Raw genomic sequence first — 23310 nt, 5'->3', positions numbered from 1 at the left:
GTGCGACCCTTTACCGACTGGAACCATCATTATTTATCCGCCACAGACTATGGACTGATCGGAGCGACTGATCAGCCCTTTTAATTGGTGAGTCTGGAGTTAGCAATTATGGTGGGTATCAACGGTATACAGGGTTCAGGGAATGTGTTGGGTGCTGGCGGCGGCCAGGCGGGGCAGCAAGGTTCCGAGCTTGATAACTTAAAAAAACGACTTGAACAACTGACGTCAAAAGACTCCCAGAGCTCCCAGGGCAGCCAAGGAAGTGGGGGAAGCGGGGGAGGCGGCGGGAGTATCGGGGATGAGATTGAGGAACTGAAGAGAAAGATTGCAGAACTTGAAGGTAAACAGGGCGCTCAAAATGTACAGGGCGGTCAAGATGCACAAAACGGCCAGGGTTCACAAGATAATCAAGCTGGTTCACAGGGCGGCGGCCAAATCCAGACGCCGGACTACCAGAGTGCCGGCTCAATCAGTGTCTGATTGCCCCCTCTGGAAACCCCGCCAGTAAGGGGCGGGGTTTTGTCACCGATCAGTCGGTCATGCAGGGCCAGTAATGTATCGAGATAATTTGGAACCATATCGCGTAGGACGCCACAGAAAGCGGTGTAACTTACACAGATCAGGGCCGAGAAAGTGGCGATAATTACAAATCCTATACCTCTTATACCTCCCTTAACTTCTGAAAGTCAGGTATTTCGCAACCTGCTGAATATGAGCCGGTGTCATGTAGCTCTGGAACGGCAGACCGCGCAGGATCAGAATATGAAGATGTCAGATGAGGACACGCACCGTCCCATCCAGTTCGGCAATCCTTAAAAAAACCACCGTAAGGTGGTTTTTTTATCCAGCATCAAGTTATCAGTTCGTCATGGACGAACGTGGCTTGACCGGCTGGTTGTCGTTGGAAATGGTCACTTCGACCCGGCGATTCATGGCACGGCCCGACACGCTGCCATTGTCGGCAACCGGGTATTCCTTGCCGTAACCCTGGGTCACGATGCGCGAAATATCCACGCCTTGTTGCGCCAGTGCACGTTGTACCGAAGCGGCACGACGCTCGGACAGGCTCTGGTTGTACGCATCGGAACCGGTGCTGTCGGTGTAGCCTTCGACGATCACTTTACGGTCCGGGTTATCGCGCAGGAACTGCGCCAGCTTGGTGATATTCACCAGGCCGCTGGATTTCAGGTCAGACTTGTTGGTGGCGAACAGCACGTCACCAAAGGTCACCAGCGTACCGCGGTCAGTCTGCTTGGCATTCAAGCTGTCTTGCAGTTGCTTGATCTGCGCATCACGGGCTTCCAGCAGGGCGCGGGCACGGTCGTCGCCGGCGTTTTTCAGTTTGGCTTCGGATTCGCGCAGGACGATGGTGTCCTTGGCCACTTCAACGCGCTGGTTGGTCAGGTAGGCCAACTGGTCGACCTTCTTCTGGTCTTCCTTGTCGCGATAGGCTTTGTCGGCCTTGTCCAGCCATTCACTGGCGTCCTTGGTTTCCAGCGCCGCGAGCTTGGTGGCTTGCGGGTTGGTTTGCAGGGCCGAGTAGTTGGTCCGTGCGTTTTCCAGGTTCGCGTTCGGCGGGGTGGAGCAGGCCGCCAGGGCAACGCTCATCGCCAGCAGGGCAGGGATCATCAATTGTTTACGCATAGTCGTGTCGTCCTTTCAATTCGATATCGGGTGCAATGCAATCGGGTGGCGGCGGCTTATGGCTGTTTGATCACAGCCGGGCGCATGCCTTCCTGACGCAGCTCCTGAACAGCTTTCTGGGAGTCCTTCACAGCCTGCTCAGCCTTGGCGGCCTGGGCTTTGCGCTCTGCAACGCGAGCGTCCCATTCAGCTTGTTCGGCCAGGCGACGGGCTTCGTCGTAGTTCTTGTCGTGCATGGCAATTTCGGCTTGCTTGAGCTTGTCCTGGGCCGACTTCATTTCCACGGCGGCGTACTCGGTGCCGCCGGCGCTGACCGCGCTGTTAACGGCAGACTGGGTCACCGCATATTGCTCGGTCGGCGGGTTGCCGGCGCAGCCCGCGAGAACGAAGCTGGTGCCGATTGCCAGCGCGGCCAATTTAAGCCCGCGCAGGTGGTTAAACGAGGATTTGGCAGTGCTGGTCTTCATCGTCTTCAACTCCATTGGATAACTCCTGAAAAACTTCAAAATCCATCCTGGGAGGTCGGTTGCGGGTCCGGCGGGTAAGGCACGTGACACCTGTTCAAACGGCCGTTCCAAGTGATGGCTTACTGGCTGTGACCGGAGGCTTTTTTGAATAGTTCAGAGAAGATGGCGATTTGCCTAAAAAAATATCTGACTGATCGGTCAGCGAAAAAAACTTGGAACTTCTGCGTTGCGCAGGGGTACGCCGGGCCTGCGAGAGGCCCGGAATACAAGGGGTTTACCGCAAGGTGTCAGTGTTTCGGTTCGTCGGCACCCGCTGACAAATCATGCAGATAGCGGCGCGACAACGTGAGGAAGCGTGGGGTAGGGCCGACGTCTTCGTACAGCGGGTCACCCTCTTCATCGGTGGCAATCACCTGCTGGCCCTTGATGTAGGGAAAGCTGGCTTCCAGCTCTTCAAGGGCGGCGCCGATCAGTTCGCCCAGCAATTCTTCAGGGTGGCGCTTGGGGTACATCTCGGCGATGGCCGCCAGCCGTGCGGCTGACTCCATATCCAGATGGATCGCGTACTCGGTCTTGGTCAAACGACCCTTGGCGTTCTCTTCCCAATGCTGGGCCAGTTCTCGAATTTTCATGGCAACCTCAATAAAGCCCGCGATAGCAGGCGGTGATGAGTGACCAGCCGCGCGCGTGGATAAACGCGGCGACTCAGTGTTGAGACTAGCTGCATCCCACAAGGTTTAAAGTCTTGTCAGAAATGGATGCTGACGGCACTCTGGCAGACCTGCGCGTCCCGGATTCCTGCTGGAGATTGGCTGATGAGTGATATCGATGCACGCTTGCGTGAGGACGTTCACCTGCTGGGTGAACTGTTGGGCAATACCATTCGAGAGCAGTACGGCGACGGATTTCTCGACAAGATCGAGCAGATCCGCAAAGGCGCCAAGGCCGACCGGCGTGGCGCCGGCGATGAACTGAGTGCCAGCCTCAACCAGTTGCAGGAAGACGAACTGCTGCCGGTGGCTCGGGCCTTCAACCAGTTCCTCAACCTGGCCAATATCGCCGAGCAGTACCAACTGATCCACCGGCGCGATGAGTCGCAGCCGGCGCCATTCGAAGCCCGCGTGCTGCCCGAGCTGCTGGCGCGCCTGCAAAGCGAAGGGCACAGCAATGAATCCCTGGCCCGCCAACTGGCGCGGCTGGAGATCGAGCTGGTCCTTACCGCCCACCCCACCGAGGTGGCGCGCCGCACGCTGATCCAGAAATACGATGCGATTGCCGCGCAACTGGCGTTGCAAGATCACCGCGACCTCACCACGGCCGAGCGCCAGCAGATCCGCGAGCGCCTGCAACGGCTGATCGCCGAGGCCTGGCATACCGAAGAAATCCGTCGCGTGCGCCCCACACCTGTCGACGAAGCCAAGTGGGGCTTCGCGGTGATTGAGCATTCGCTGTGGCACGCCATCCCCAATTACTTGCGCAAGGCCGACCAGGCCCTGCACGCCGCCACCGGCCTGCGCCTGCCCCTGGAAGCCGCGCCGATTCGCTTCGCTTCCTGGATGGGCGGCGACCGCGACGGCAACCCGAACGTCACCGCGCCGGTGACCCGCGAAGTGCTGTTGTTGGCACGCTGGATGGCGGCGGACCTGTACCTGCGCGACATCGACCACCTGGCCTCTGAGCTGTCGATGCAGCAGGCCAGCCCGGCCTTGCAGGCCAAGGTCGGCGACAGCGTCGAGCCGTATCGCGCGTTGCTTAAACAGTTGCGCGAACGTCTGCGTGCGACGCGGCAATGGGCCCACACGTCGCTGACCGCGCCGACCCCGGCATCGGCCGAGGTGCTGCAAAACAACCGTGACCTGCTCGACCCGCTGGAGCTGTGCTATCAGTCGCTGCACGAATGCGGCATGGGTGTGATTGCCGACGGCCCGCTGCTCGATTGCCTGCGCCGCGCCGTGACCTTTGGCTTGTTCCTGGTACGCCTGGATGTGCGCCAGGACTCCAGTCGGCATTCGGCGGCCATGACCGAAATCACCGATTACCTCGGCCTAGGACGTTATGAAGACTGGGACGAAGACGCGCGCATCAGCTTCCTGAGCAAGGAATTGAGCAACCGTCGGCCGCTGCTGCCGGGTTATTTCAAGCCGTCGGCGGACACTGCCGAAGTCTTGAATACCTGTAAGGAAATTGCCGCCGCACCGGCCGCATCCCTCGGTTCGTATGTCATCTCCATGGCCGGCGCTGCGTCAGACGTGCTCGCCGTGCAACTGCTGCTCAAAGAGTCGGGCGTGCAGCGGCCGATGCGGGTGGTGCCGCTGTTCGAAACCCTGGCCGACCTGGATAACGCCGGCCCGGTGATCGAGCGCCTGTTGCTGCTGCCGGGTTATCGCGCGCGGCTGCAAGGCCCGCAGGAAGTGATGATCGGCTACTCCGACTCGGCCAAAGACGCCGGCACGACCGCCGCCGCCTGGGCGCAATACCGCGCACAGGAGCGTTTGGTGGACATCTGCCGCGAGCAGCAGGTGGAACTGCTGTTGTTCCACGGTCGCGGTGGCACCGTGGGGCGTGGCGGCGGCCCGGCCCACGCGGCGATCCTGTCGCAGCCGCCAGGCTCGGTGGCGGGGCGCTTCCGCACCACCGAACAAGGCGAAATGATCCGCTTCAAGTTCGGCCTGCCGGACATCGCCGAGCAAAACCTCAATCTCTACCTCGCCGCAGTGCTGGAGGCGACCTTGCTGCCACCGCCGCCGCCGGAACCGGCCTGGCGCCATTTGATGGACGAATTGGCGGCAGACGGTGTCAGCGCTTACCGCGCCGTGGTGCGGGAAAATCCGCAATTCGTCGAGTATTTTCGTCAATCCACCCCGGAGCAGGAGCTCGGTCGTTTGCCCCTTGGCAGTCGCCCGGCCAAGCGCCGTGCGGGGGGCATTGAAAGCCTGCGCGCGATCCCGTGGATCTTCGGCTGGACCCAAACCCGCCTGATGCTGCCCGCCTGGCTCGGCTGGGAAGCCGCGCTGAGCAAGGCGCTGGAGCGTGGCGAAGGTGAGTTGCTGGGGCAGATGCGCGAGCAGTGGCCGTTCTTCCGCACCCGCATCGACATGCTGGAAATGGTCCTGGCCAAGGCCGATGCGGACATCGCCCGGCTGTATGACGAGCGCTTGGTGCAGCCAGACCTGTTGCCATTGGGGGCGCACTTACGCGACCTATTGTCGCAGGCGTGCAGTGTGGTGCTTGGCCTGACTGGCCAGTCGCAACTGCTGGCCCACAGCCCTGACACCCTGGAGTTTATCCGCCTGCGCAACACCTACCTCGACCCCTTGCACCTGTTGCAGGCCGAGTTGCTGGCACGTTCGCGCCAACAAGAGGCGGCGCAGGACAGCCCTCTGGAACAGGCGCTGCTGGTGTCCGTGGCCGGTATTGCCGCTGGTTTGCGCAACACCGGCTGAGGTTTTCCAAGTGTTCTCAACGGCTTGCAGATAAACCACGGCGGCCGCCCGGAAACGGGCGGTCGGCGTTTGTGGCGGCGGGTTGCACCCGGGCACACCCTACCTATGACGCATGCCCTGCGCGGGTTCCTGCGACTTTTGGCGGCTTGTATGGTGACGGCCCGCTGTGTATCTTGATCAGCCTTTGGCCGTTTGGGCGGCCCGAATCCTATTTTTACGCGATTGGCCCCACGCGGCGAATCCGAGCATCATCTCTATAAAAAATTGAGGAGCACATCAATGCGCGTCATTCTGCTGGGAGCTCCCGGGGCCGGTAAAGGTACTCAGGCAAAGTTCATCACTGAAAAATTCGGCATTCCACAAATCTCCACCGGCGACATGCTGCGTGCAGCGGTCAAGGCCGGCACCGAGCTGGGCCTGATCGCCAAGAGCGTGATGGACAGCGGTGGCCTGGTGTCCGATGACTTGATCATCAACCTGGTCAAGGAACGCATCAGCCAGGAAGACTGCAAGAACGGTTTCCTGTTCGACGGCTTCCCACGCACTATTCCCCAGGCTGAAGCCCTGGTGAAGGCGGGCGTCGAGCTGGACGCAGTGGTTGAAATCGCGGTTGAAGACGAAGAAATCGTCCAGCGTATCGCCGGCCGTCGCGTTCACGAAGCCTCGGGCCGCGTGTACCACACCATCTACAACCCGCCAAAGGTTGAAGGCAAGGACGACGTGACCGGCGAAGAGCTGGTGCAGCGCAAAGACGACACCGAAGAAACCGTGCGTCATCGCCTGTCGGTCTACCACTCCCAGACCAAGCCGCTGGTGGATTTCTACCAGAAACTGTCGGCTGCCCAAGGCAAGCCGAAGTACAGCCACATCCCAGGTGTTGGCTCGGTCGAGGCGATCACTGCCAAAGTGCTGCAAGCACTGAGCTGATCACTCGATTTGCTTCACCTATAACGGCCCGCTTGCGGGCCGTTGTTGTTTATACTGGCGCACTTTTTTTCGACTTGGACACCCACACCAATGAGCACCCTGCTGGCCCTGGACACCGCGACTGAAGCTTGCTCCGTTGCCCTGCTGCACGATGGCAAGGTTACGAGCCACTACGAGGTGATCCCGCGCCTGCATGCGCAGAAGCTGTTGCCGATGATCAAGCAACTGCTGGAAGACGCCGGCACCACCCTGGCGGCGGTCGATGCCATCGCCTTCGGCCGTGGCCCAGGCGCGTTTACCGGTGTGCGTATTGCCATTGGCGTGGTGCAGGGCCTGGCGTTTGCCCTGGAGCGTCCGGTGCTGCCGGTGTCCAACCTCGCCGTGCTGGCCCAGCGCGCCTTGCGCGAGCACGGCGCCCATCAAGTAGCAGCGGCCATCGATGCACGTATGGATGAGGTCTATTGGGGCTGCTACCGCGAGACGGCGGGGGAGATGCGCCTGGTGGGCGTCGAAGCCGTGCAGCCGCCAGAGGCGTCGGTATTGCCGCAGGATGCCAGCGGAGACTGGTTCGGTGCTGGCACCGGCTGGGGTTATGGCGAGCGCATCGGTGTGCAGTTGGTGGGCCAGGACGCCGCGATGTTGCCCCACGCCGAAGACCTGCTGACCTTGGCCCGCTTCGCTTTCGAGCGTGGCGAAGGGATTCCCGCCGACCAGGCGGCGCCGGTTTACCTGCGCGATAAAGTCGCGCAGACCAAGGCCGAACGCGGTCTGTAAATGTGGCGAGGGAGCTTGCTCCCGCTGGGCTGCGTAGCGGCCCCAAAAAAAGCGGGAGCGCTGCGCACTCCAGCGGGAGCAAGCTCCCTCGCCACAGGTCCTCCACAAACGCAAACACGCCGCTAAATGCGCCAATCGTCAGAATTTGCCCCAGCTTTTAAACCTTTTGCAAATTATGTGTTCTAGTTATCACCAGAGCATTTGCGCGCTACGGATTGCGCCACTAAAATGCCATTACTGATAGCGAGTTCGCGCCCATGCGTATTGATGGCTTTTCCTCACAGTCCTACCCAATCAAGCGCAAGCCGCGTAAGGCCAATGCGACGGTGGATGACGCTGTCGAGGATTCGCCGGACTTCATCGAAGTCCAAGCCGATGCGCAGGCCAATGCCCAAGCGCGTATCAGTGGTCTTCCCGCCCGTCAGCAAGACATGGTCTTCCCCCGCTCCATGAGCAAAAGCGTTGCCACTGCCTTGGCCAGCTACTTGACCACCGCCGGCTTTGTCGAATGGGATATGGAAGTGCTGGGTCTCGACATCCACATCTGATGCGCCTGCCTTATTTCATCGGTTGCCCGTCCTGGAGTGAAAACGCCTGGCGCGAGTACCTGTACCCGGCCGATGCGCGCTCCAGCGATTACCTCTCCCTTTATTCTCAGGTCTTCAACGCCGTTGAGGGCAACACCACGTTTTATGCGCGCCCCTCAGCCACCACGGTGCAGCGCTGGGCCGAGATCATGCCCGAGGATTTTCGTTTCACCGCGAAATTCCCGGGTGATATCAGCCATGGCGGCGACTTGCGCGAGCAGTTGCCGGCAGCGGAAAGCTTTGTCGGCTTGATGAGCCCGCTGGGTGAGCGTGTGTCGCCGATGTGGCTGCAATTGTCGGCGACCTTTTCGCCGCAGCGGCTCGCCGAGTTGGCGGGATTTATCGATGGCCTGGAGCGCCCGCTGGCGGTGGAAGTGCGCCACCCCGAATTCTTCGCCAAGGGCGACGCCGAGCGCATGCTCAACCGGCTATTGCGTGATCGGGGTGTTGAGCGCATCTGCCTGGACCCGCGTGCGCTGTTCAGCTGCACGTCGACCTCGGCGGCGGTGCTGCACGCCCAGTCGAAAAAACCCAAGGTGCCGCCACGTCCGGCCGCGCTGACGCTGTTCCCCCAAGTACGATTTATCGGCCATCCCGAGCTTGAAGCCAACGATCCGTTCCTGATTCCGTGGGTTGCAAAGATCGCCGACTGGATCGAAGAGGGCCGCACGCCCTACGTGTTCCTGCACACCTCGGACAACCGCCTGGCGGCGCAACTGGCGCTGCGTTTTCATGAGCAGTTGATGGCGCGCCTGCCTGGACTGCCGCCGCTGCCGACCCTGAATCGAACGCCTGCTGTGGAGCAACTGGGGTTACTCTAGGGCTCCTTTTTTCGCCAGGAGCCAGACATGGATGCCCAAACCCTTCGCGCCGAAACCTTCAAGGCCTTGCATGAGCGTGATCGCGCATTTGTGATGCCCAACCCGTGGGATGCCGGCTCCGCGATCATGCTCGCCAGCCTCGGCTTTGAAGCCCTGGCCACCACCAGTGCCGGCTATGCATTCAGCCTCGGCCGGCCGGATGCGGAAGGCGCATTGTCCCTGGAAGACACCTTGAGCAATGCCAGCGCCATCGTGCGGGCGACGGCGTTGCCGGTGGCGGCGGACCTGGAAAACGGCTTCAGCGACACCCCCGAAGGTTGCGCCCAGACCATCCTGCGCGCGGCGGCCAGCGGTATCGTCGGTGGCTCCATCGAAGATGCCACGGGCATCGCGGTTGACCCGATCTATCCCTTTGACCTGTCCGTGGAGCGCGTGGAAGCCGCCGTTGCCGCTGCCCGCAGTCTGCCATTTCCCTTCACTCTGACCGCCCGCGCAGAAAACCTCCTGCATGGCCGCCTGGATTTGCCCGACACCATTCGCCGCCTGCAAGCCTACGCCGAAGCCGGCGCCGACGTGCTCTACGCGCCGGCCTTGCGCAGTGCCGAGGAAGTGCTGGCGGTGGTCAAGGCCGTCGCGCCCAAGCCGGTGAATGTGTTGATGTCCGGCGGTCTGAACTTGAGCGTCGCGCAATTGAGCGAGATGGGCGTGCGGCGTATCAGTGTCGGCTCGGCCCTGGCGTTGGCGGCGTATGGCGAGTTCTATCGGGCGGCGCAGGAGGTGTATGAGTTGGGCACGTTTACCTTCACCGAACGCAAGATGCCGTTCAGCCAGGCCAACGCTTTCTTCAAGGACTGAGTCAGGCAGCCAGGCGCAGGTTTTGTGTGACCAGCGGGCGTGCCCAGTAGTAGTCGAAGTCCAAGGCCTTCTGTTGCTCCACCAGTTCTTCGTCCGGGTACGGCGTGGCGGCCGGTGGCAGCAGGTCCAGTTCGAACTCGGCGATGGGCAGGTGCAGGGGGCGCGGTTCGGGGGCCGGGCCGGGCTCCGGCAATGGTTGGCCGGCCGTCAGTACGATGGGGCGGACCCAGCCGCTGTCGAAATTCTGCTGGCGCTGTTGGGCGACGATTTCGTCGTCCGGGAACGGTGTGGCCGCCGGTGGCAGCAATTCGGTCTCGAACTCGGCAATCGGCAGGAACAGCGGCTCAGGCGGGGCGATCTCGGTGTCTTTCACGTCGCACTCACGCTGGGTGAGGATCTGTGACAGCAGGTCGGCGCCAGCGCGAGGTTCAACTTCCGGGTCCAGCGGTGCCGGCGCCTGGGCGGCGAGCGCGTCCGGCGTGGCGCCGAGCTGCTCGGCCAACGCCCGGGCGAAGAAGTCCTGCCACACATGACTCACCCCGGCCAGCGCTTGGGTATTGCGCAGGCCGTAGTGGTTGTGGGTCGGCAGTACACCGATGGTTTGGGGAAGAATGTCTGACATTTTTCTCGGTCGACGCTCAGCTCTGGCAAAATACCTGACTGTAGGTTTTATCGGCCGTTGTTTGCCGATCCTTAATATTTTTGAGCGTAGCGATTGATGAGCGAACAACCAGCGGCCAGCCGCATCCGGGTCGAGGCCTTGGCCGAGGGTTTCCAGGCCCTGGCCGAACAGTGGGCGGCCCGGCTTGACCTGCCTTTGCAACTGGCCGATGCGGATTTTTCCCTGCAGGTCGGTGAGCAAGGCCTACAGCTGCAACAGCTCGGGCCTGAAGCGCCGGGAGCGGTGCGCGTGGACTTCGTCGAAGGCGGCGCCGCACACCGACGTTTATACGGCGGCGGCAGCGGGCAGATGATTGCCAAGGCCGTGGGCATCGCCCAAGGCGTGCGCCCACGGGTGCTGGACGCCACGGCGGGGCTGGGCAAGGACGCGTTCGTGTTGGCCAGCCTGGGCTGCGACATGAGCCTGATCGAGCGCCAGCCGCTGATCGGCGCCTTGCTCGAAGACGGCCTGGCACGCGGTGCGGATGATTTTGAAGTGGCACCGATCGTCGCGCGCATGAAGCTGCTCAAGGGTAATTCCATCGACGTGATGCGCAATTGGGAAGGCGAGCCGCCGCAGGTGATCTACCTCGACCCGATGTTCCCGCACCGTGAGAAAACCGCCCTGGTGAAGAAGGAAATGCGCCTGTTCCGGCCCTTGGTCGGGGATGACCCGGATGCCCCGGCCTTGCTTGCCGCGGCGTTGGCCCTGGCCAGCCACCGGGTGGTGGTGAAGCGGCCGCGCAAGGCGCCGTGCATTGAGGGGCCAAAGCCCAGCCATGCGCTGGATGGCAAGTCCAGCCGGTATGATATTTATCCGAAGAAGGCGCTCAAGGGCTGAGTCTTCATTGGCCTTGAGGGCCTCTTCGCGAGCAAGCCCGCTCCCACAGTTGACCGAGTTCCAGCTTTGGAATGCAGTCGAATGTGGGAGCGGGCTTGCTCGCGAAAGCGTCCGGCCAGTCACCACAAGGCCTCAGACCCGATAAGCCCGCATAAACAACCCCACCACATCCCGCACATGCGCCTCGGCGGCTTCTTCACTCAACTGTCCGCCACAGCCATACAGCAAGCAGAAATTCGCCGTGCCCTTGAGCAGGCAAAAGAAGTGCTCGGCCGCCGTAAAGGGTTTGTCGATACTCAGCGCACCGCTCTGGTCGATCTTGCTCAACAGGCGTTCCATACCCTGCAACATGCGCATCGGGCCGGCTTCGAAAAAGATCTGCGAGAGTTTCACGTCCTGGTTGCCGGTGGTCATCATCAGGCGATGCAGGTTCACCGATTCCTCGCTGTTGACCAGCCGATGGAACCCCCGCGCGATGTTCAGCAACACCGTCTCCACAGGCATGCCTGCGGGCAGCTCGAAGTACATCACCGGCAGTTGTTCCTCGCACGTCGCCACGACGGCAGCGGTGAACAAGGTCTCTTTGTCGGTGAAGTGGCTGTAGACGGTCAGCTTCGAAACGCCGGCTTCCAGTGCCACCGCGTCCATGCTGGTACTGGCGTAGCCATTGCTCAAAAACAGGATTTTCGCTGCTTCGAGGATTGCCTGGCGTTTTGCCATGTCCTTGGGACGCCCGGGGCTATTGGTGTTTACAGGATTGTCGGACATTTTCACCTTTAATACTGGACTGGCGAGTTTGGTATTAATAACATACCGGCCAGTATAATTATTCCTAGCTCCATTTGCGAAAGGTCCTTCAGCATGCGCAGTACTTTCCTGCCCCTTGCGTTGCCTGTCAGCTTGGCTTTCCTGCTGGCCGCCTGCGGTCACGAGGAAGCCCCCCAGACCGTTATCCGCCCGGCCATGGTGGTGCAACCGCAGCCCTCGGCGCAGGCGAGTGACAGCTACCCCGGCGAAGTGCGTGCGCGCTATGAGCCTGACCTGGCCTTTCGCATTGGCGGCAAAGTCAGCAAACGTCTGGTGGAGGAGGGCGAGCGGGTCAAGGCCAACCAGCCGCTGGCCGAACTGGACCCGCAAGACGTGCGCCTGCAACTGGAAGCCACCCGTGCCCAAGTGGCCGCCGCCGAGGCCAACCTGAGCCTGGTGCGCGCCGAGCGCGACCGCTACAAGACCCTGATGGACCGTCAGATGGTCAGCCGTTCCCAGTACGACAATTCGGAAAACCTCTACCGATCCGGCGAAGCGCGCCTCAAGCAGATCAAGGCCGAGTTCGACGTGTCGAGCAACCAGGCCGGTTATGCCACGTTGCGCGCACCGCAGGACGGCGTCGTCGCCAAGCGTGCGGTGGAAGTGGGCCAAGTGGTGTCTGCCGGTCAGACGGTGTTTACCCTGGCCACCGACGGTGAGCGCGAAGTGCTGATCAGCCTGCCGGAGCAAGGCTTCGGCCGGTTCAAGATCGGCCAGCCGGTGTCCGTCGAGTTGTGGAGCCAGCCCGACCAGCGTTTCGCCGGGCGTATTCGTGAACTGTCCCCAGCCGCCGATCCAAAATCACGCACTTTTGCTGCACGCGTGGCGTTCACCGGCGGCAAGGTCCCCGCTGAACTGGGGCAAAGCGCTCGTGTTTTCATACAGGCAGACGGCGTGATTCCGCTGTCGGTGCCGCTGTCTGCCCTCAGTGCAGAAAATGGCGATTCCTACGTCTGGCGAGTACAGGCGGACAACACTCTTAAACGCACGCCGGTGCGCATCGGTGCCTTCGGCGAGAAAAGTGTGCCCGTGCTGGAAGGCTTGAGCCCCACGGACTGGGTGATCGCGGCGGGTGTGCATGTGCTCCATGAGGGCCAGCAAGTGCGCCCGGTGGATCGTTCCAACCGGGTGGTGAATCTGGCGGCCAAGGAGTAGTCCCCGATGGGTTTCAATCTTTCCGAATGGGCGTTGCGTAATCGCCAGATCGTACTGTTCCTGATGATCCTGCTGGCGGTGGTCGGCACCCTGTCCTACACCAAGCTGGGACAAAGCGAAGACCCGCCGTTCACCTTCAAGGCCATGGTGATCAAGACCAACTGGCCAGGCGCCACGGCCCAGGAAGTCTCGCGCCAGGTCACCGAGCGCATCGAGAAAAAGCTGATGGAGACCGGCGAGTACGAGCGCATCGTGTCCTTCTCGCGCCCCGGCGAATCCCAGGTCACCTTCATGGCCCGCGACTCCATGCACTCGGCGCAGATTCCCGAGTTGTGGTACCAGGTGCGCAAGAAGATCAGCGACATCCGCCAGACCTTGCCACCGGATATCCAGGGGCCGTTTTTCAACGATGAATTCGGCACCACCTTTGGCAATATCTACGCCCTGACCGGCGACGGTTTTGACTACGCCGTGCTCAAGGACTACGCCGACCGCATCCAGATTCAACTGCAACGGGTGCCGGATGTCGGCAAGGTCGAACTACTTGGCCTACAGGACGAGAAGATCTGGATCGAACTGTCCAACCTCAAGCTGGCCACCCTCGGCTTGCCGTTGGCCGCCGTACAGCAGGCCTTGCAGGAACAGAACGCAGTCTCCACCGCCGGCTTCTTCGAAACCCCGACCGAGCGCGTGCAGCTGCGGGTGTCGGGCAACTTCAAGACGGTGGATGAGATCCGCAACTTCCCGATCCGCGCCGGTGACCGCACCTTCCGCATCGGCGACGTGGCGGATATCCACCGTGGCTTCAACGACCCACCGGCACCGCGCATGCGCTACATGGGCGCGGACGCCATCGGCCTGGCCGTGGCCATGCGCGACGGTGGCGACATCCTGGTACTGGGCAAGGCCCTGGAAGGTGAGTTCGCACGTTTGCAGAAGAATCTTCCGGCAGGTATGGAACTGCGCAAGGTGTCGGACCAACCGGCAGCGGTGAAAACCAGTGTCGGCGAATTCGTCCAGGTACTGGCCGAAGCCTTGGCCATCGTGTTGCTGGTGAGCTTTTTCTCCCTCGGCGTGCGCACCGGCATGGTGGTGGCCCTGGCGATTCCGCTGGTGTTGGCAATGACCTTTGCCAGCATGTATTACCTTGGCATCGGCTTGCACAAGATCTCCCTGGGCGCGCTGGTACTGGCCCTGGGCCTGTTGGTGGACGACGCAATCATCGCTGTGGAAATGATGGCGATCAAAATGGAACAGGGCTACGACCGGCTCAAGGCCGCGAGTTTCGCCTGGACCAGCACCGCGTTCCCGATGCTCACCGGCACGCTGATCACCGCCGCCGGCTTCCTGCCGATTGCCACCGCGCAATCGAGCACCGGCGAATACACCCGCTCGATCTTCCAGGTCGTCACCATTGCCTTGCTGGCCTCCTGGGTCGCCGCGGTGGTGTTCGTGCCGTACCTGGGGGAAAAGCTCCTGCCGGACCTGGCGAAGATTCACGCGGCCAAGCACGGTACTGACGGGCCAGATCCCTACGGCACACCCTTCTACCAGCGTGTAAGGCGTTTGGTGGAATGGTGCGTGCGTCGGCGCAAAACTGTGATTGTCCTGACCTTGCTGCTGTTTATCGGCTCGGTGGCGCTGTTTCGTTTTGTGCCGCAACAGTTTTTCCCAGCCTCCGGTCGCCTGGAGCTGATGGTCGACCTGAAACTGGCCGAAGGCACGTCCCTGAGCAACACCGCCGATCAGGTCAAACGCCTGGAAGCGCTGCTCAAGGAACACGCCGGCATCGACAACTACGTGGCCTATGTCGGCACCGGTTCGCCGCGCTTCTACCTGCCGTTGGACCAACAATTACCCGCTGCGAGTTTTGCGCAGTTCGTGGTGTTGGCCAAAACCATCGAAGAGCGCGAAAGCCTGCGCACGTGGCTGATCGAAACCCTCAACGAACAGTTCCCAGAGCTGCGCTCGCGGGTCACGCGCCTGGAGAACGGCCCGCCCGTGGGTTACCCGGTGCAGTTCCGTGTGACTGGCGAACACATCGAAGAAGTCCGCGCCCTGGCGAGGAAAGTGGCGGCCAAGGTTCGCGAAAATACCCACGTGGTCAACGTGCACCTGGACTGGGAAGAGCCGAGCAAGATCGTCTACCTCAATATCGACCAGGACCGTGCGCGCGCCCTCGGCGTGAGCACCGCCAACCTGTCGAAATTCCTGCAAAGCTCGCTCACCGGTTCCAGCGTCAGCCAATACCGGGAGGACAACGAGTTGATCGAAATCCTCCTGCGCGGCACCGTGCATGAGCGCACCGAGCTGTCGTTGCTGCCAAGCCTGGCGGTGCCTACCGACAACGGCAAAAGCGTGGCGTTGTCGCAGATCGCCACCCTGGAGTACGGCTTCGAAGAAGGCATCATCTGGCACCGCAACCGCCTGCCAACGGTGACCGTTCGCGCCGATATCTACGGCAAGGAACAACCGGCTACCCTGGTCCAGCAAATCCTGCCGACCCTGGAAGGGGTACGTGCCGAACTGCCGGATGGTTACTTGCTGGACGTCGGCGGCACGGTCGAAGACTCCGCGCGCGGCCAGAACTCGGTCAAGGCTGGGGTGCCGTTGTTCATCGTGGTGGTGCTGACATTGCTGATGCTGCAACTGCGCAGCTTCTCACGCACGGCGATGGTGTTTCTGACGGCACCGCTGGGCCTGATCGGCGTGACGCTGTTCCTGTTGGTGTTCCGCCAACCCTTCGGCTTTGTGGCCATGCTCGGCACCATCGCCTTGTCGGGGATGATCATGCGCAACTCGGTGATCCTGGTGGACCAGATCGAACAGGACATCAAGGCGGGCCTGGCGCCGTGGCAGGCGATTATCGAAGCCACCGTCCGACGTTTCCGTCCGATTGTGCTCACGGCTCTCGCTGCCGTGCTGGCAATGATTCCGCTGTCGCGCAGCGTGTTCTTTGGGCCGATGGCCGTGGCGATCATGGGTGGGTTGATTGTGGCGACGGCGTTGACCCTATTGTTCCTGCCGGCCCTGTATGCTGCGTGGTTCCGAGTGAGGAAGGACGTCGCGTAATCATGTTGGCCACCGTTTCAGCCCTGATGTTGTTATTGCTTGCCCCTGGCCCGACCAACACCCTGCTGTTTCGCGCAGGTGTGTTGTTCGGCTATCGCGCCTCCTGGACGCTCGCGTTTATCGAGTGCCTGGCCTACCTGCTGCAAGTCTCGCTGTGGGGTGTGGCGCTGCTGTATCTGGCGGCGTTCTCGCCGTGGGCGCTGAAGGCGACGCAACTGGCGGCGGCCTGTTACCTGCTGTATGTCTCGTACAAGCTCTGGCAGCGCAAGAACAGCACCGTCGATGCAGGCGGTGACCGTTTCTCCGGGCCGTATTTCTTCTGGCTGACGGTCATGAACCCCAAGGGCCTGTTGATCGTGTCGTTCATCGCGCCGGTCGGCGCCTTTGCCACGTTGCCAGGTTATGCCGGCTTTATGGCCACGTTGGCGCTGGTGGTGATACCGGTAGGGTCTGCCTGGATCGTGCTGGGCAGTCGTTTCGAAGGGATTCAGAAGGCCTGGCTGACGCCGTTGAAGATCAACCGTGCGACGTCGATTGCCATTGGCTGCTTTGCCACGTTGATGGTGGGGCGGTTGGCTGAGTCGGTCTTGCATTAGATCGCTCCCCGTTGCAGGGAGCGATCCGTTCAACGCTTACAGCGCGCCAAACACCTTCTTCGCCAAACTGGTGGCTGCCGCCGCCGGGTTCTTGCGAATGGTCTCTTCCTGCTGCGCAATCATCTTGAACAAACCATCCAGCGCCTGTTCGGTCACGTAGTTCTCGACGTTGGCGCTCTTGGCATCCACGGCGCCAAAGGCTGCGGCCTTGCCAGCCAGGGCGTTGTATTGCTGGGCCACGCCGACCTTGTCGGTCGCCGCTTTCACGATCGGCAGGAACTTGGCGCGGATCTGTTCACGGCTGCTTTTGTTCAGGTACTGGGTGGCCGAGTCCTGGCCGCCGCTGAGGATGCCCTTGGCGTCGGTCACGCTCATGTTTTTCACGGCATTGACCAGGATCGGCTGGGCCTGGGTCACGGCGGATTCAGCGGCTTTGTTCATGCTGGTTTCCAGTTGTGTGACCTGGTCGCCCATGCCGAACATTTTCAGCTTGTCAGCCACTTTGCCCAACTTGCCTGGCAGGCCGATCTTCACCTCCGGGTTGTTGCTGAAACCACCCGGCACCCCCAGTTGTTTCACGGCGATCTGCGCGCCTTGGGTCAGTGCGTCCTTGAGGCCGCCGGAAGCGTCGCCCTGGGACAGGCTGGAGAGGTCCAGCGCCATGGCGTTGGCCCCCAGCAGCAGGCCGGCACACAGGGCAGTAAAGCGAAGGGAGTTACGGAGCATGGGCGCTTCCTTTTGATCGAGTTCAGTGGGCCACAGCATCGACGCGCAGGCGCAGCGGTTGTGGATCCTGGCCGTTGAGCTGCACAGAGTGCCGTTCGGTGGTGATAAACATTAGCTTGCCGTCCACTTCGATGCGAGCGCTGACCGAGTAGCTGTGGCCAGGCTTGACCTGGGCCGGGTCGTAGCTCAGGTGAAACGGCAGCGGCACCTGGCCTTTGACCGGGCCTTTCTGTTCGGCGAGGGTCACCGCCGGTGCGTCGGCCAGGGACACGTCTTGCAGGCTGACGCTCAAGGTGGCGGTTGGCGGCAGGGCGATGCGTTGCAGGTAGAACACTTCGCCATCGAGGCTGGCCTTGGGTGCGGGCGTCATGGTTTGGCAGGCTCCGAGCAGGGCGGTGAGGCCCAGGAGGATGATCTTTTTCATGGTGCAGCTCCTTGTCAGCGGCGCCGGAAACAGCCCGGCGCCTTATTCAATCTAGCGGACTTCTTCGGAAATGGGCGCGTCAGGCTCGACCGGCGCTTCCGCCGCACCATCGACGCGGTGCAGCGCGACTTGGCGGATCGACAGGCGAATCTCCGCCGGCAACACGCGCTTGGCGGCGCCTTCGGCCAGTTCGCCGAGCAGGTCGTGGTAGCTCAACTTACCGGCTTCATCGCGGCGCAGCACATCTTGCTCCAGCAACGTCTGGATAAAATGTCGGAAAAGGCTCTTGTCGAAGAACTCCGGGGCGTTGAGGCCGTGCAGGATCGACAGGCGCTGGGCCATCACTGTGCACAGATCTTCCAGTTCCTCGGCGCTGATGCTGTTCTGGCCGCTGTTGAGCAGCAGCGAGATCGCCATGTAGAAGCGTTGCAGGGTCTGGGCGATGCTCTTGGACAGCAGCGTCAGCAACACAAAGTGCCGCGAGCTGGGCGCCGGGCGCAGGAACACGTTGTTCTCGAAGCGCAGCAGGCCCTGTTCGACAAAGGCGTCCAGCCATTGATCGACCACGGTGTCCAGCTCCTCCAACGACCAGCGGATAAACAGCTCCGATTGCAGGTACGGGTACAGCGCGTGGGTGTAGCGCAGGATCTGTTCGCGGCTCATGCGCGAGCTGCTCTGGAAGAAACTCGCCAGCAACGCCGGCAACGCGAAGATGTGCAATACGTTGTTGCGGTAGTAGGTCATCAGGACAGCGTTTTGCTCGTCCAGGTACAGAATCTTGCCGAGGGCGTCGCTCTGTTCCGACAGCAGGTCCATGTCCTTGACGTGTTTTATCAGCGCCAGGCCATCACCTTCGGGCAAGGTGGTGTGGGGCGAGTAGGGCACGCGGCGCAACAGCGCCAGGTACAGGTCCAATTGGCGCGCCATGGCCTGTTCATCCAAGGCCAGGCGGGTGGTGGACAGTAGCGCCAGGGCCACCAGGTTCACCGGGTTCACCGCGGCGGCTTCGTTCAAGTGGCGAGCCACCTGTTCACCAAGGCGGTTCGTGGTTTCGTTGAGCCAGGCCGGCTTGTAGTTCGGGCCCAGCTCCTGGCTGCGCCAGTCCGGTTGTTCACTGTCGAGGAACTCGGCCAGTTTGATCGGCTCGCCGAAGTTGACCGCAACTTGGCCAAAACGCTGCTTGAGCGCGCCGACCACTTTGAAAATATCGAAGATCGATTCTTTCTTCTTGCTCGCGCCGCGCAGTTCGCCGAGGTAGGTACGGCCTTCGAGCACGCGCTCGTAGCCGATGTACACCGGTACGAACACGATGGGCATGCGCGAAGAGCGCAGGAAGCTGCGCAGGGTGATTGCCAGCATGCCCGTCTTCGGTTGCAGCATGCGCCCGGTACGCGAGCGCCCGCCTTCGACGAAGTACTCCACCGGGAAGCCTTTGGTGAACAGGGTGTGCAGGTATTCGTTGAACACCGAGGTGTACAGCGGGTTGCCCTTGAACGTGCGGCGCATGAAAAACGCACCGCCGCGGCGCAGCAGGCTGCCGATCACCGGCATGTTCAGGTTGATGCCGGCGGCGATGTGCGGCGGGGTCAGGCCGTTCTTGAACAGCAGGTAGGAGAGCAGCAGGTAGTCGATATGGCTGCGGTGGCACGGCACGTAGATCACCTCGTAGCCCTGGGCAACCTTTTGCACGCCTTCGATGTTATTGACCTTGATGCCGTCGTAGATCTTGTTCCAGAACCAGCTCAACACCACTTCGAGGAAGCGAATCGCGGTGTAGGTGTAGTCCGAGGCGATCTCATTGCCGTAGCGCAGGGCCTGGGCCTTGGCTTTTTCCGGGCTGATTTTTTCCCGTTCGGCCTCATCCAGGATGGCCTGGCGTACCAGCGGCATGTTGACCAGGCCTTTGACCAGGTTGCGCCGGTGGGACAGGTCGGGGCCGATCACGGCGGTCTTCAGGTTGCGAAAGTGCACCCGCAGGATCCGTTGGGCCATGCGCACCGTGCGTTCGTGACCTTTATTGTGCTCGATCAATTCACGCAGGTTGATAGGCGCGGAGAATTGCACACGGGTCTTGCGACCGAGGATCAGGATGCTCAGCAAGCGCCGCAGGCGCCCAGTGACCGCCCAGCTGTCGGCGAACAGCAGCTTCCATGGGCTGGACTCGCTCTCGGGCGACTGCCCCCAGAACACGCTGACCGGAATGATTTGTGCATTCTCTTCGACGTGCTCGGTGAGGGTGTTGACCAGGCGGGTCAGGGTGGGTGGCGCGCCGCGCTTGTCCTGGCGGCCGAGCCAGTCCGGCTCGGGCGTGAGGTAGAAGAACGCCGCAGGCTCCATCAGCGGTCCCACCGCGACCGGCAGTACCGGGCGCGGCAGGCCGGCCTTGGTGCACTCGGCATCGACCACGGCCAATTCGGTGAGGGAGGGCGATTGCAGGACGTAGAACACCGGCCGGCTGCGGTCCAGGTTGAGGGTAAGGGACGACTGGTTGATCGTCTCCGAGCGAACCCAGAGGTACAACAGTCGGCGCAAGGTGCCAAACACCAGACGGCGGAACGGGGAGCGGGTCATAGGCGTGCTGCTTCAAGTGGGAAAAACCGAGCAGGCGCTCGGGCGGGTAGTGTGCCGTATTCGCCGAAAATCGGCAAAAAAGCAGCGATGTAAACTTGAGTTGATCGTTTTGGAGCCTGTCTTATACTCGGCAGTTCAATGCGAGCGACTCAACAATAAAAAGCATGTGGGAGTTAAACAGATGGCAACGCGCGAAACCGGCAATGTGAAGTGGTTCAACGATGCAAAGGGTTATGGGTTTATTCAGCGTGATGATGGCAAGGATGTGTTTGTGCACTACCGCGCCATTCGCGGTGATGGCCACCGCTCGTTGGCCGAAGGCCAGCAGGTGGAATACGCCGTGGTGACCGGCGAGAAGGGGTTGCAGGCGGAGGATGTGGTGGGTCTCTAAGATCACCGCTGAACCCATGTGGGAGCGGGCTTGCTCGCGAAGGCGGTGCGTCAGTCACAATAGATGTTGACTGAACCACCGCCTTCGCGAGCAAGCCCGCTCCCACAGTTGATTGGGTTCACAACTCAGGGTTTATGCAGTTTTCCAGGTGATTTCTTCTTCGCCATCCGCGCTGATGCGCATCCAGCGATCCGCGCTTTCCTCACCTTCTTCCTCAACCCACGTCCCCGGCGCGCAACGCACTTCGACGTTCAGCGCAGCAAACGCGGCGCGGGCGCAGGCGATGTCGTCGTCCCACGGGGTCTGGTCGCTTTCCAGGTACAGGCTGTTCCATTTGCCTACAGCCTTGGGCAGCCAGGTGACGGGCACGTTGCCGGCCTTGCACTTGTAGGTCTGGCCTTTCTGGACCCAGTCGGTGCACGGGCCCAGGGCGGCGCCCAGCCAAGCGGCGACGGCTTTGTAGTCGACGTCGGCGTCCTTCAGGTAAATCTCGATATCGGGTTGGCGCATGGATGTTCCTCGTTGCGGGATTCGAAAATCCATTCGCGGAAAAGTCGGTTATTGAAGCACGAAATAGTCGTAGCGCATCGACACGGTGACAGACAGCGGCTCGGCCGCCTCGATCACTTCGCTGCGCCGCTCGGCGCTGGCGCGCCAGCCGTGGGGGGTCATGGCCAGCAGGTTGGCGCGGTCTTTGGGCTCGGCCAGGCTCAGGGTGAACGCCAGGGTTTCACTGTGGGCCAGGCTCATGCCGTCCGGCACCAGGGCCAGGTGCTTGTCGTCGGTGTACTCGCGTACTTCGTCGTACAGGCGTTCGCGCAGTTCCATCAGGTGGCCGCTGGTCGGGCCTACTTTCATCAGGCCGCCACCAGGGCTGAGCAGGCGCTTGGCCTCTTCCCAGTCCAACGGGCTGAAAACGCTGGCCAGGAACTGGCAACTGCCTGAGGCCAATGGCACGCGGGCCATGCTGGCGATCAACCAGGTCAGCGCCGGATTGCGCTTGCACGCACGCTTGACCGCTTCCCTGGAGATGTCCAGCGCGTAGCCGTCCGCCCGGGGCAGGGCGTCGGCGATTTGCGCGGTGTAGTAACCCTCGCCACAACCGATGTCCACCCAGCGCGCCGGGGCACGTTCAGCGGCTAGTTCGGCCAGGCGCTTGGCCACCGGGGCGTAGTGCCCGGCGTTGAGGAAGTCGCGGCGTGCCTCGACCATGGCGAGGTTGTCGCCCGGGTCGCGGCTGTTCTTGTGCTGCACCGGCAACAGGTTCAGATAACCCTGGCGCGCGCGGTCGAAACGGTGCCCGGCGGGGCACGCGACACCATTGTCCACCGCGTTGAGCGGGGCGCTGCAAATGGGGCAAGCGAGCATCAGGCGAGCAACTTGATCAGGGTCTGGTAGTAGATTTCGGTCAGCACGTCGAGGTCACTGGCCAGAATGCGCTCGTTGACCTGGTGGATCGTCGCGTTGACCGGACCCAGTTCAACCACCTGGGTGCCGAGGGTGGCGATGAAACGCCCATCCGAGGTGCCGCCGCTGGTGGACGCCTTGGTCTCACGCCCGGTGATCGCCTTGATGCTGGCCGAGACCGCATCCAGCAACGCGCCCGGTTCGGTGAGGAACGGCAGGCCCGACAGCGCCCATTCCACATGCCAGTCAAGGCCGTGCTTGTCGAGGATCGCCGCCACACGCTGTTGCAGGCCTTCGACGGTGGACTCGGTGGAGAAGCGGAAGTTGAACACCGCCGTCAGGTCACCGGGAATCACGTTGGTGGCGCCGGTGCCGGAGTTCAGGTTGGAGATCTGGAAGCTGGTCGGCGGGAAAAAGGTGTTGCCGTCGTCCCAATGTTCGGCGGCCAGTTCGGCCAGGGCCGGTGCGGCCAGGTGGATCGGGTTCTTCGCCAGGTGCGGGTAGGCCACGTGGCCTTGCACGCCGCGTACGGTCAGGGTAGCGCCGAGGGAGCCGCGACGGCCGTTCTTGACCACATCACCCACCAGCGTGGTGCTCGATGGTTCACCGACGATGCACCAGTCCAGGCGCTCCTTGCGCGCGGCCAGGCGTTCGATCACGGCCTTGGTGCCGTGGTGCGCCGGGCCTTCTTCATCGCTGGTGATCAGGAAGGCCACCGAGCCCTTGTGGTCCGGGTAGTCGGTGACGAAACGCTCGGACGCCACCAGCATGGCTGCCAGGCTGCCTTTCATGTCTGCCGCGCCACGCCCGCAAAGCATGCCGTTGTCGTCGATCAACGCGTCGAACGGATCGTTCTGCCAGGCCTGCACCGGGCCGGTGGGGACCACGTCGGTGTGACCGGCGAAGCACAGCACCGGGCCTTCGTGCTTGCCGTGGGTGGCCCAGAAGTTGTCCACGTCTTCGATGCGCATCGGCTCAAGCGCAAAACCGGCGTCGCCCAGGCGCTGCATCATCAGCTTCTGGCAATCGGCGTCGATCGGCGTCACCGAGGGGCGACGGATCAGGTCGATGGCAAGTTGAAGGGTCGGCGAAAGGTCGGCATGGGCCGTCATGGGAAAACTCCGGGAAGCGGTAATGGGCGC

General features: G+C 61.9%; 23 protein-coding genes. 12 read left to right on the top strand and 11 right to left on the bottom strand.

What is annotated here, in order from left to right; translation table 11 throughout:
* Positions 1 to 108 precede the first annotated feature (108 nt).
* A complete protein-coding gene (locus DBR46_RS10070) occupies positions 109 to 480 on the top strand; it encodes a hypothetical protein (protein WP_124526058.1) in 372 nt (123 codons plus the stop codon).
* A 378-nt stretch (positions 481 to 858) separates the two neighbouring features.
* Here the strand turns inward: DBR46_RS10070 and DBR46_RS10065 are convergent, their stop codons facing one another.
* The 3 genes from DBR46_RS10065 to DBR46_RS10055 form a co-directional block, all read right to left on the bottom strand.
* Positions 859 to 1644 (bottom strand): OmpA family protein, encoded by a 786-nt coding sequence (locus DBR46_RS10065; RefSeq protein WP_124526057.1) that lies wholly within the window; start codon positions 1642 to 1644, stop codon positions 859 to 861.
* 56 nt (positions 1645 to 1700) lie between these two features.
* Positions 1701 to 2111 carry a DUF4398 domain-containing protein gene (locus DBR46_RS10060; RefSeq protein ID WP_177325349.1) on the bottom strand — a complete coding sequence of 137 codons (411 nt, stop codon included), beginning with the start codon at positions 2109 to 2111 and terminating at the stop codon, positions 1701 to 1703.
* Between the two features lie 287 nt (positions 2112 to 2398).
* Positions 2399 to 2743 carry a pilin assembly protein gene (locus DBR46_RS10055; RefSeq protein WP_124526056.1) on the bottom strand — a complete coding sequence of 115 codons (345 nt, stop codon included), beginning with the start codon at positions 2741 to 2743 and terminating at the stop codon, positions 2399 to 2401.
* 183 nt (positions 2744 to 2926) lie between these two features.
* Here DBR46_RS10055 and ppc point away from each other — a divergent pair, with 183 nt between their 5' ends.
* The 6 genes from ppc to DBR46_RS10025 all read left to right on the top strand — a co-directional run bounded on the left by ppc (position 2927) and on the right by DBR46_RS10025 (position 9518).
* A complete protein-coding gene (gene ppc / locus DBR46_RS10050; protein ID WP_124526055.1) occupies positions 2927 to 5554 on the top strand; it encodes a phosphoenolpyruvate carboxylase in 2628 nt (875 codons plus the stop codon).
* 279 nt (positions 5555 to 5833) lie between these two features.
* Positions 5834 to 6481: an adenylate kinase gene (gene adk / locus DBR46_RS10045; protein WP_017738318.1), complete on the top strand. Its 648-nt coding sequence runs from the start codon at positions 5834 to 5836 to the stop codon at positions 6479 to 6481.
* Positions 6482 to 6571: 90 nt separating this feature from the next.
* Complete coding sequence (tsaB, locus tag DBR46_RS10040) at positions 6572 to 7255, top strand: tRNA (adenosine(37)-N6)-threonylcarbamoyltransferase complex dimerization subunit type 1 TsaB (RefSeq protein ID WP_124526054.1); 684 nt, start codon at positions 6572 to 6574, stop codon at positions 7253 to 7255.
* Positions 7256 to 7512: 257 nt separating this feature from the next.
* Entirely contained in the window at positions 7513 to 7803 is a 291-nt protein-coding gene (locus DBR46_RS10035) for a hypothetical protein (protein ID WP_017738316.1), read from the top strand.
* Entirely contained in the window at positions 7803 to 8663 is an 861-nt protein-coding gene (locus DBR46_RS10030; RefSeq protein WP_124526053.1) for a DUF72 domain-containing protein, read from the top strand. The genes DBR46_RS10035 and DBR46_RS10030 overlap by 1 nt, the downstream gene beginning before the upstream one ends.
* A gap of 27 nt (positions 8664 to 8690) precedes the next feature.
* On the top strand, positions 8691 to 9518 hold the full coding sequence (locus DBR46_RS10025; RefSeq protein WP_124526052.1) for an oxaloacetate decarboxylase: 828 nt from the start codon (positions 8691 to 8693) through the stop codon (positions 9516 to 9518).
* A 1-nt stretch (position 9519) separates the two neighbouring features.
* Here the strand turns inward: DBR46_RS10025 and DBR46_RS10020 are convergent, their stop codons facing one another.
* Complete coding sequence (locus tag DBR46_RS10020; RefSeq protein WP_124526051.1) at positions 9520 to 10140, bottom strand: energy transducer TonB; 621 nt, start codon at positions 10138 to 10140, stop codon at positions 9520 to 9522.
* Positions 10141 to 10236: 96 nt separating this feature from the next.
* Here DBR46_RS10020 and DBR46_RS10015 point away from each other — a divergent pair, with 96 nt between their 5' ends.
* Positions 10237 to 11019: a class I SAM-dependent methyltransferase gene (locus DBR46_RS10015; RefSeq protein ID WP_124526050.1), complete on the top strand. Its 783-nt coding sequence runs from the start codon at positions 10237 to 10239 to the stop codon at positions 11017 to 11019.
* Positions 11020 to 11151: 132 nt separating this feature from the next.
* On the opposite strand, the gene DBR46_RS10010 is transcribed toward DBR46_RS10015, so the two are convergent.
* Positions 11152 to 11787, bottom strand: coding sequence for a TetR/AcrR family transcriptional regulator (locus DBR46_RS10010; protein WP_124526049.1), 636 nt, complete (start codon positions 11785 to 11787; stop codon positions 11152 to 11154).
* A gap of 93 nt (positions 11788 to 11880) precedes the next feature.
* On the opposite strand from DBR46_RS10010, the gene DBR46_RS10005 reads away from it, so the two are divergent.
* The 3 genes from DBR46_RS10005 to DBR46_RS09995 are packed head-to-tail and all read left to right on the top strand — an operon-like array spanning position 11881 to position 16649.
* On the top strand, positions 11881 to 12981 hold the full coding sequence (locus tag DBR46_RS10005) for an efflux RND transporter periplasmic adaptor subunit (protein WP_017738310.1): 1101 nt from the start codon (positions 11881 to 11883) through the stop codon (positions 12979 to 12981).
* A 6-nt stretch (positions 12982 to 12987) separates the two neighbouring features.
* On the top strand, positions 12988 to 16053 hold the full coding sequence (locus DBR46_RS10000) for an efflux RND transporter permease subunit (protein WP_124526048.1): 3066 nt from the start codon (positions 12988 to 12990) through the stop codon (positions 16051 to 16053).
* Positions 16054 to 16055: 2 nt separating this feature from the next.
* A complete protein-coding gene (locus tag DBR46_RS09995) occupies positions 16056 to 16649 on the top strand; it encodes a LysE family translocator (protein WP_124526047.1) in 594 nt (197 codons plus the stop codon).
* Between the two features lie 36 nt (positions 16650 to 16685).
* Here DBR46_RS09995 and DBR46_RS09990 read toward each other — a convergent pair whose 3' ends face one another.
* The 3 genes from DBR46_RS09990 to plsB are packed head-to-tail and all read right to left on the bottom strand — an operon-like array spanning position 16686 to position 20370.
* Entirely contained in the window at positions 16686 to 17375 is a 690-nt protein-coding gene (locus tag DBR46_RS09990) for a DUF4197 domain-containing protein (protein ID WP_017738305.1), read from the bottom strand.
* 22 nt (positions 17376 to 17397) lie between these two features.
* Positions 17398 to 17799, bottom strand: a complete 402-nt coding sequence (locus DBR46_RS09985; protein WP_124526046.1) for a YbaY family lipoprotein — start codon at positions 17797 to 17799, stop codon at positions 17398 to 17400.
* A gap of 51 nt (positions 17800 to 17850) precedes the next feature.
* Positions 17851 to 20370: a glycerol-3-phosphate 1-O-acyltransferase PlsB gene (gene plsB, locus DBR46_RS09980; protein WP_124526045.1), complete on the bottom strand. Its 2520-nt coding sequence runs from the start codon at positions 20368 to 20370 to the stop codon at positions 17851 to 17853.
* Between the two features lie 181 nt (positions 20371 to 20551).
* Between plsB and DBR46_RS09975 the strand changes: the two genes are divergently transcribed.
* Complete coding sequence (locus DBR46_RS09975; protein ID WP_017738302.1) at positions 20552 to 20761, top strand: cold-shock protein; 210 nt, start codon at positions 20552 to 20554, stop codon at positions 20759 to 20761.
* Positions 20762 to 20893: 132 nt separating this feature from the next.
* Here the strand turns inward: DBR46_RS09975 and DBR46_RS09965 are convergent, their stop codons facing one another.
* From DBR46_RS09965 to dapE, 3 genes are read right to left on the bottom strand one after another with little or no spacing between them, the layout of a single operon-like run.
* Positions 20894 to 21271, bottom strand: coding sequence for a hypothetical protein (locus tag DBR46_RS09965; protein ID WP_124526044.1), 378 nt, complete (start codon positions 21269 to 21271; stop codon positions 20894 to 20896).
* Positions 21272 to 21319: 48 nt separating this feature from the next.
* Entirely contained in the window at positions 21320 to 22129 is an 810-nt protein-coding gene (locus DBR46_RS09960; RefSeq protein WP_124526043.1) for a putative RNA methyltransferase, read from the bottom strand.
* Positions 22129 to 23280, bottom strand: coding sequence for a succinyl-diaminopimelate desuccinylase (gene dapE, locus DBR46_RS09955; protein WP_124526042.1), 1152 nt, complete (start codon positions 23278 to 23280; stop codon positions 22129 to 22131). Before dapE ends, DBR46_RS09960 begins: the two co-directional genes overlap by 1 nt.
* Between the last annotated feature and the right edge of the window lie 30 nt (positions 23281 to 23310).

It is taken from the genome of Pseudomonas sp. KBW05 (assembly GCF_003852405.1).
Lineage (GTDB): Bacteria > Pseudomonadota > Gammaproteobacteria > Pseudomonadales > Pseudomonadaceae > Aquipseudomonas.
This window is presented reverse-complemented; position numbering and strand designations above follow the sequence as displayed.

Coding starts and splice junctions, on each gene's coding strand:
- DBR46_RS10070 (WP_124526058.1), top strand. CDS start 109: ATGGTGGGTATCAACGGTATACAGGGTTCAGGGAATGTGTTGGGTGCT.
- DBR46_RS10065 (WP_124526057.1), bottom strand. CDS start 1,644: ATGCGTAAACAATTGATGATCCCTGCCCTGCTGGCGATGAGCGTTGCC.
- DBR46_RS10060 (WP_177325349.1), bottom strand. CDS start 2,111: ATGAAGACCAGCACTGCCAAATCCTCGTTTAACCACCTGCGCGGGCTT.
- DBR46_RS10055 (WP_124526056.1), bottom strand. CDS start 2,743: ATGAAAATTCGAGAACTGGCCCAGCATTGGGAAGAGAACGCCAAGGGT.
- ppc (WP_124526055.1), top strand. CDS start 2,927: ATGAGTGATATCGATGCACGCTTGCGTGAGGACGTTCACCTGCTGGGT.
- adk (WP_017738318.1), top strand. CDS start 5,834: ATGCGCGTCATTCTGCTGGGAGCTCCCGGGGCCGGTAAAGGTACTCAG.
- tsaB (WP_124526054.1), top strand. CDS start 6,572: ATGAGCACCCTGCTGGCCCTGGACACCGCGACTGAAGCTTGCTCCGTT.
- DBR46_RS10035 (WP_017738316.1), top strand. CDS start 7,513: ATGCGTATTGATGGCTTTTCCTCACAGTCCTACCCAATCAAGCGCAAG.
- DBR46_RS10030 (WP_124526053.1), top strand. CDS start 7,803: ATGCGCCTGCCTTATTTCATCGGTTGCCCGTCCTGGAGTGAAAACGCC.
- DBR46_RS10025 (WP_124526052.1), top strand. CDS start 8,691: ATGGATGCCCAAACCCTTCGCGCCGAAACCTTCAAGGCCTTGCATGAG.
- DBR46_RS10020 (WP_124526051.1), bottom strand. CDS start 10,140: ATGTCAGACATTCTTCCCCAAACCATCGGTGTACTGCCGACCCACAAC.
- DBR46_RS10015 (WP_124526050.1), top strand. CDS start 10,237: ATGAGCGAACAACCAGCGGCCAGCCGCATCCGGGTCGAGGCCTTGGCC.
- DBR46_RS10010 (WP_124526049.1), bottom strand. CDS start 11,787: ATGTCCGACAATCCTGTAAACACCAATAGCCCCGGGCGTCCCAAGGAC.
- DBR46_RS10005 (WP_017738310.1), top strand. CDS start 11,881: ATGCGCAGTACTTTCCTGCCCCTTGCGTTGCCTGTCAGCTTGGCTTTC.
- DBR46_RS10000 (WP_124526048.1), top strand. CDS start 12,988: ATGGGTTTCAATCTTTCCGAATGGGCGTTGCGTAATCGCCAGATCGTA.
- DBR46_RS09995 (WP_124526047.1), top strand. CDS start 16,056: ATGTTGGCCACCGTTTCAGCCCTGATGTTGTTATTGCTTGCCCCTGGC.
- DBR46_RS09990 (WP_017738305.1), bottom strand. CDS start 17,375: ATGCTCCGTAACTCCCTTCGCTTTACTGCCCTGTGTGCCGGCCTGCTG.
- DBR46_RS09985 (WP_124526046.1), bottom strand. CDS start 17,799: ATGAAAAAGATCATCCTCCTGGGCCTCACCGCCCTGCTCGGAGCCTGC.
- plsB (WP_124526045.1), bottom strand. CDS start 20,370: ATGACCCGCTCCCCGTTCCGCCGTCTGGTGTTTGGCACCTTGCGCCGA.
- DBR46_RS09975 (WP_017738302.1), top strand. CDS start 20,552: ATGGCAACGCGCGAAACCGGCAATGTGAAGTGGTTCAACGATGCAAAG.
- DBR46_RS09965 (WP_124526044.1), bottom strand. CDS start 21,271: ATGCGCCAACCCGATATCGAGATTTACCTGAAGGACGCCGACGTCGAC.
- DBR46_RS09960 (WP_124526043.1), bottom strand. CDS start 22,129: ATGCTCGCTTGCCCCATTTGCAGCGCCCCGCTCAACGCGGTGGACAAT.
- dapE (WP_124526042.1), bottom strand. CDS start 23,280: ATGACGGCCCATGCCGACCTTTCGCCGACCCTTCAACTTGCCATCGAC.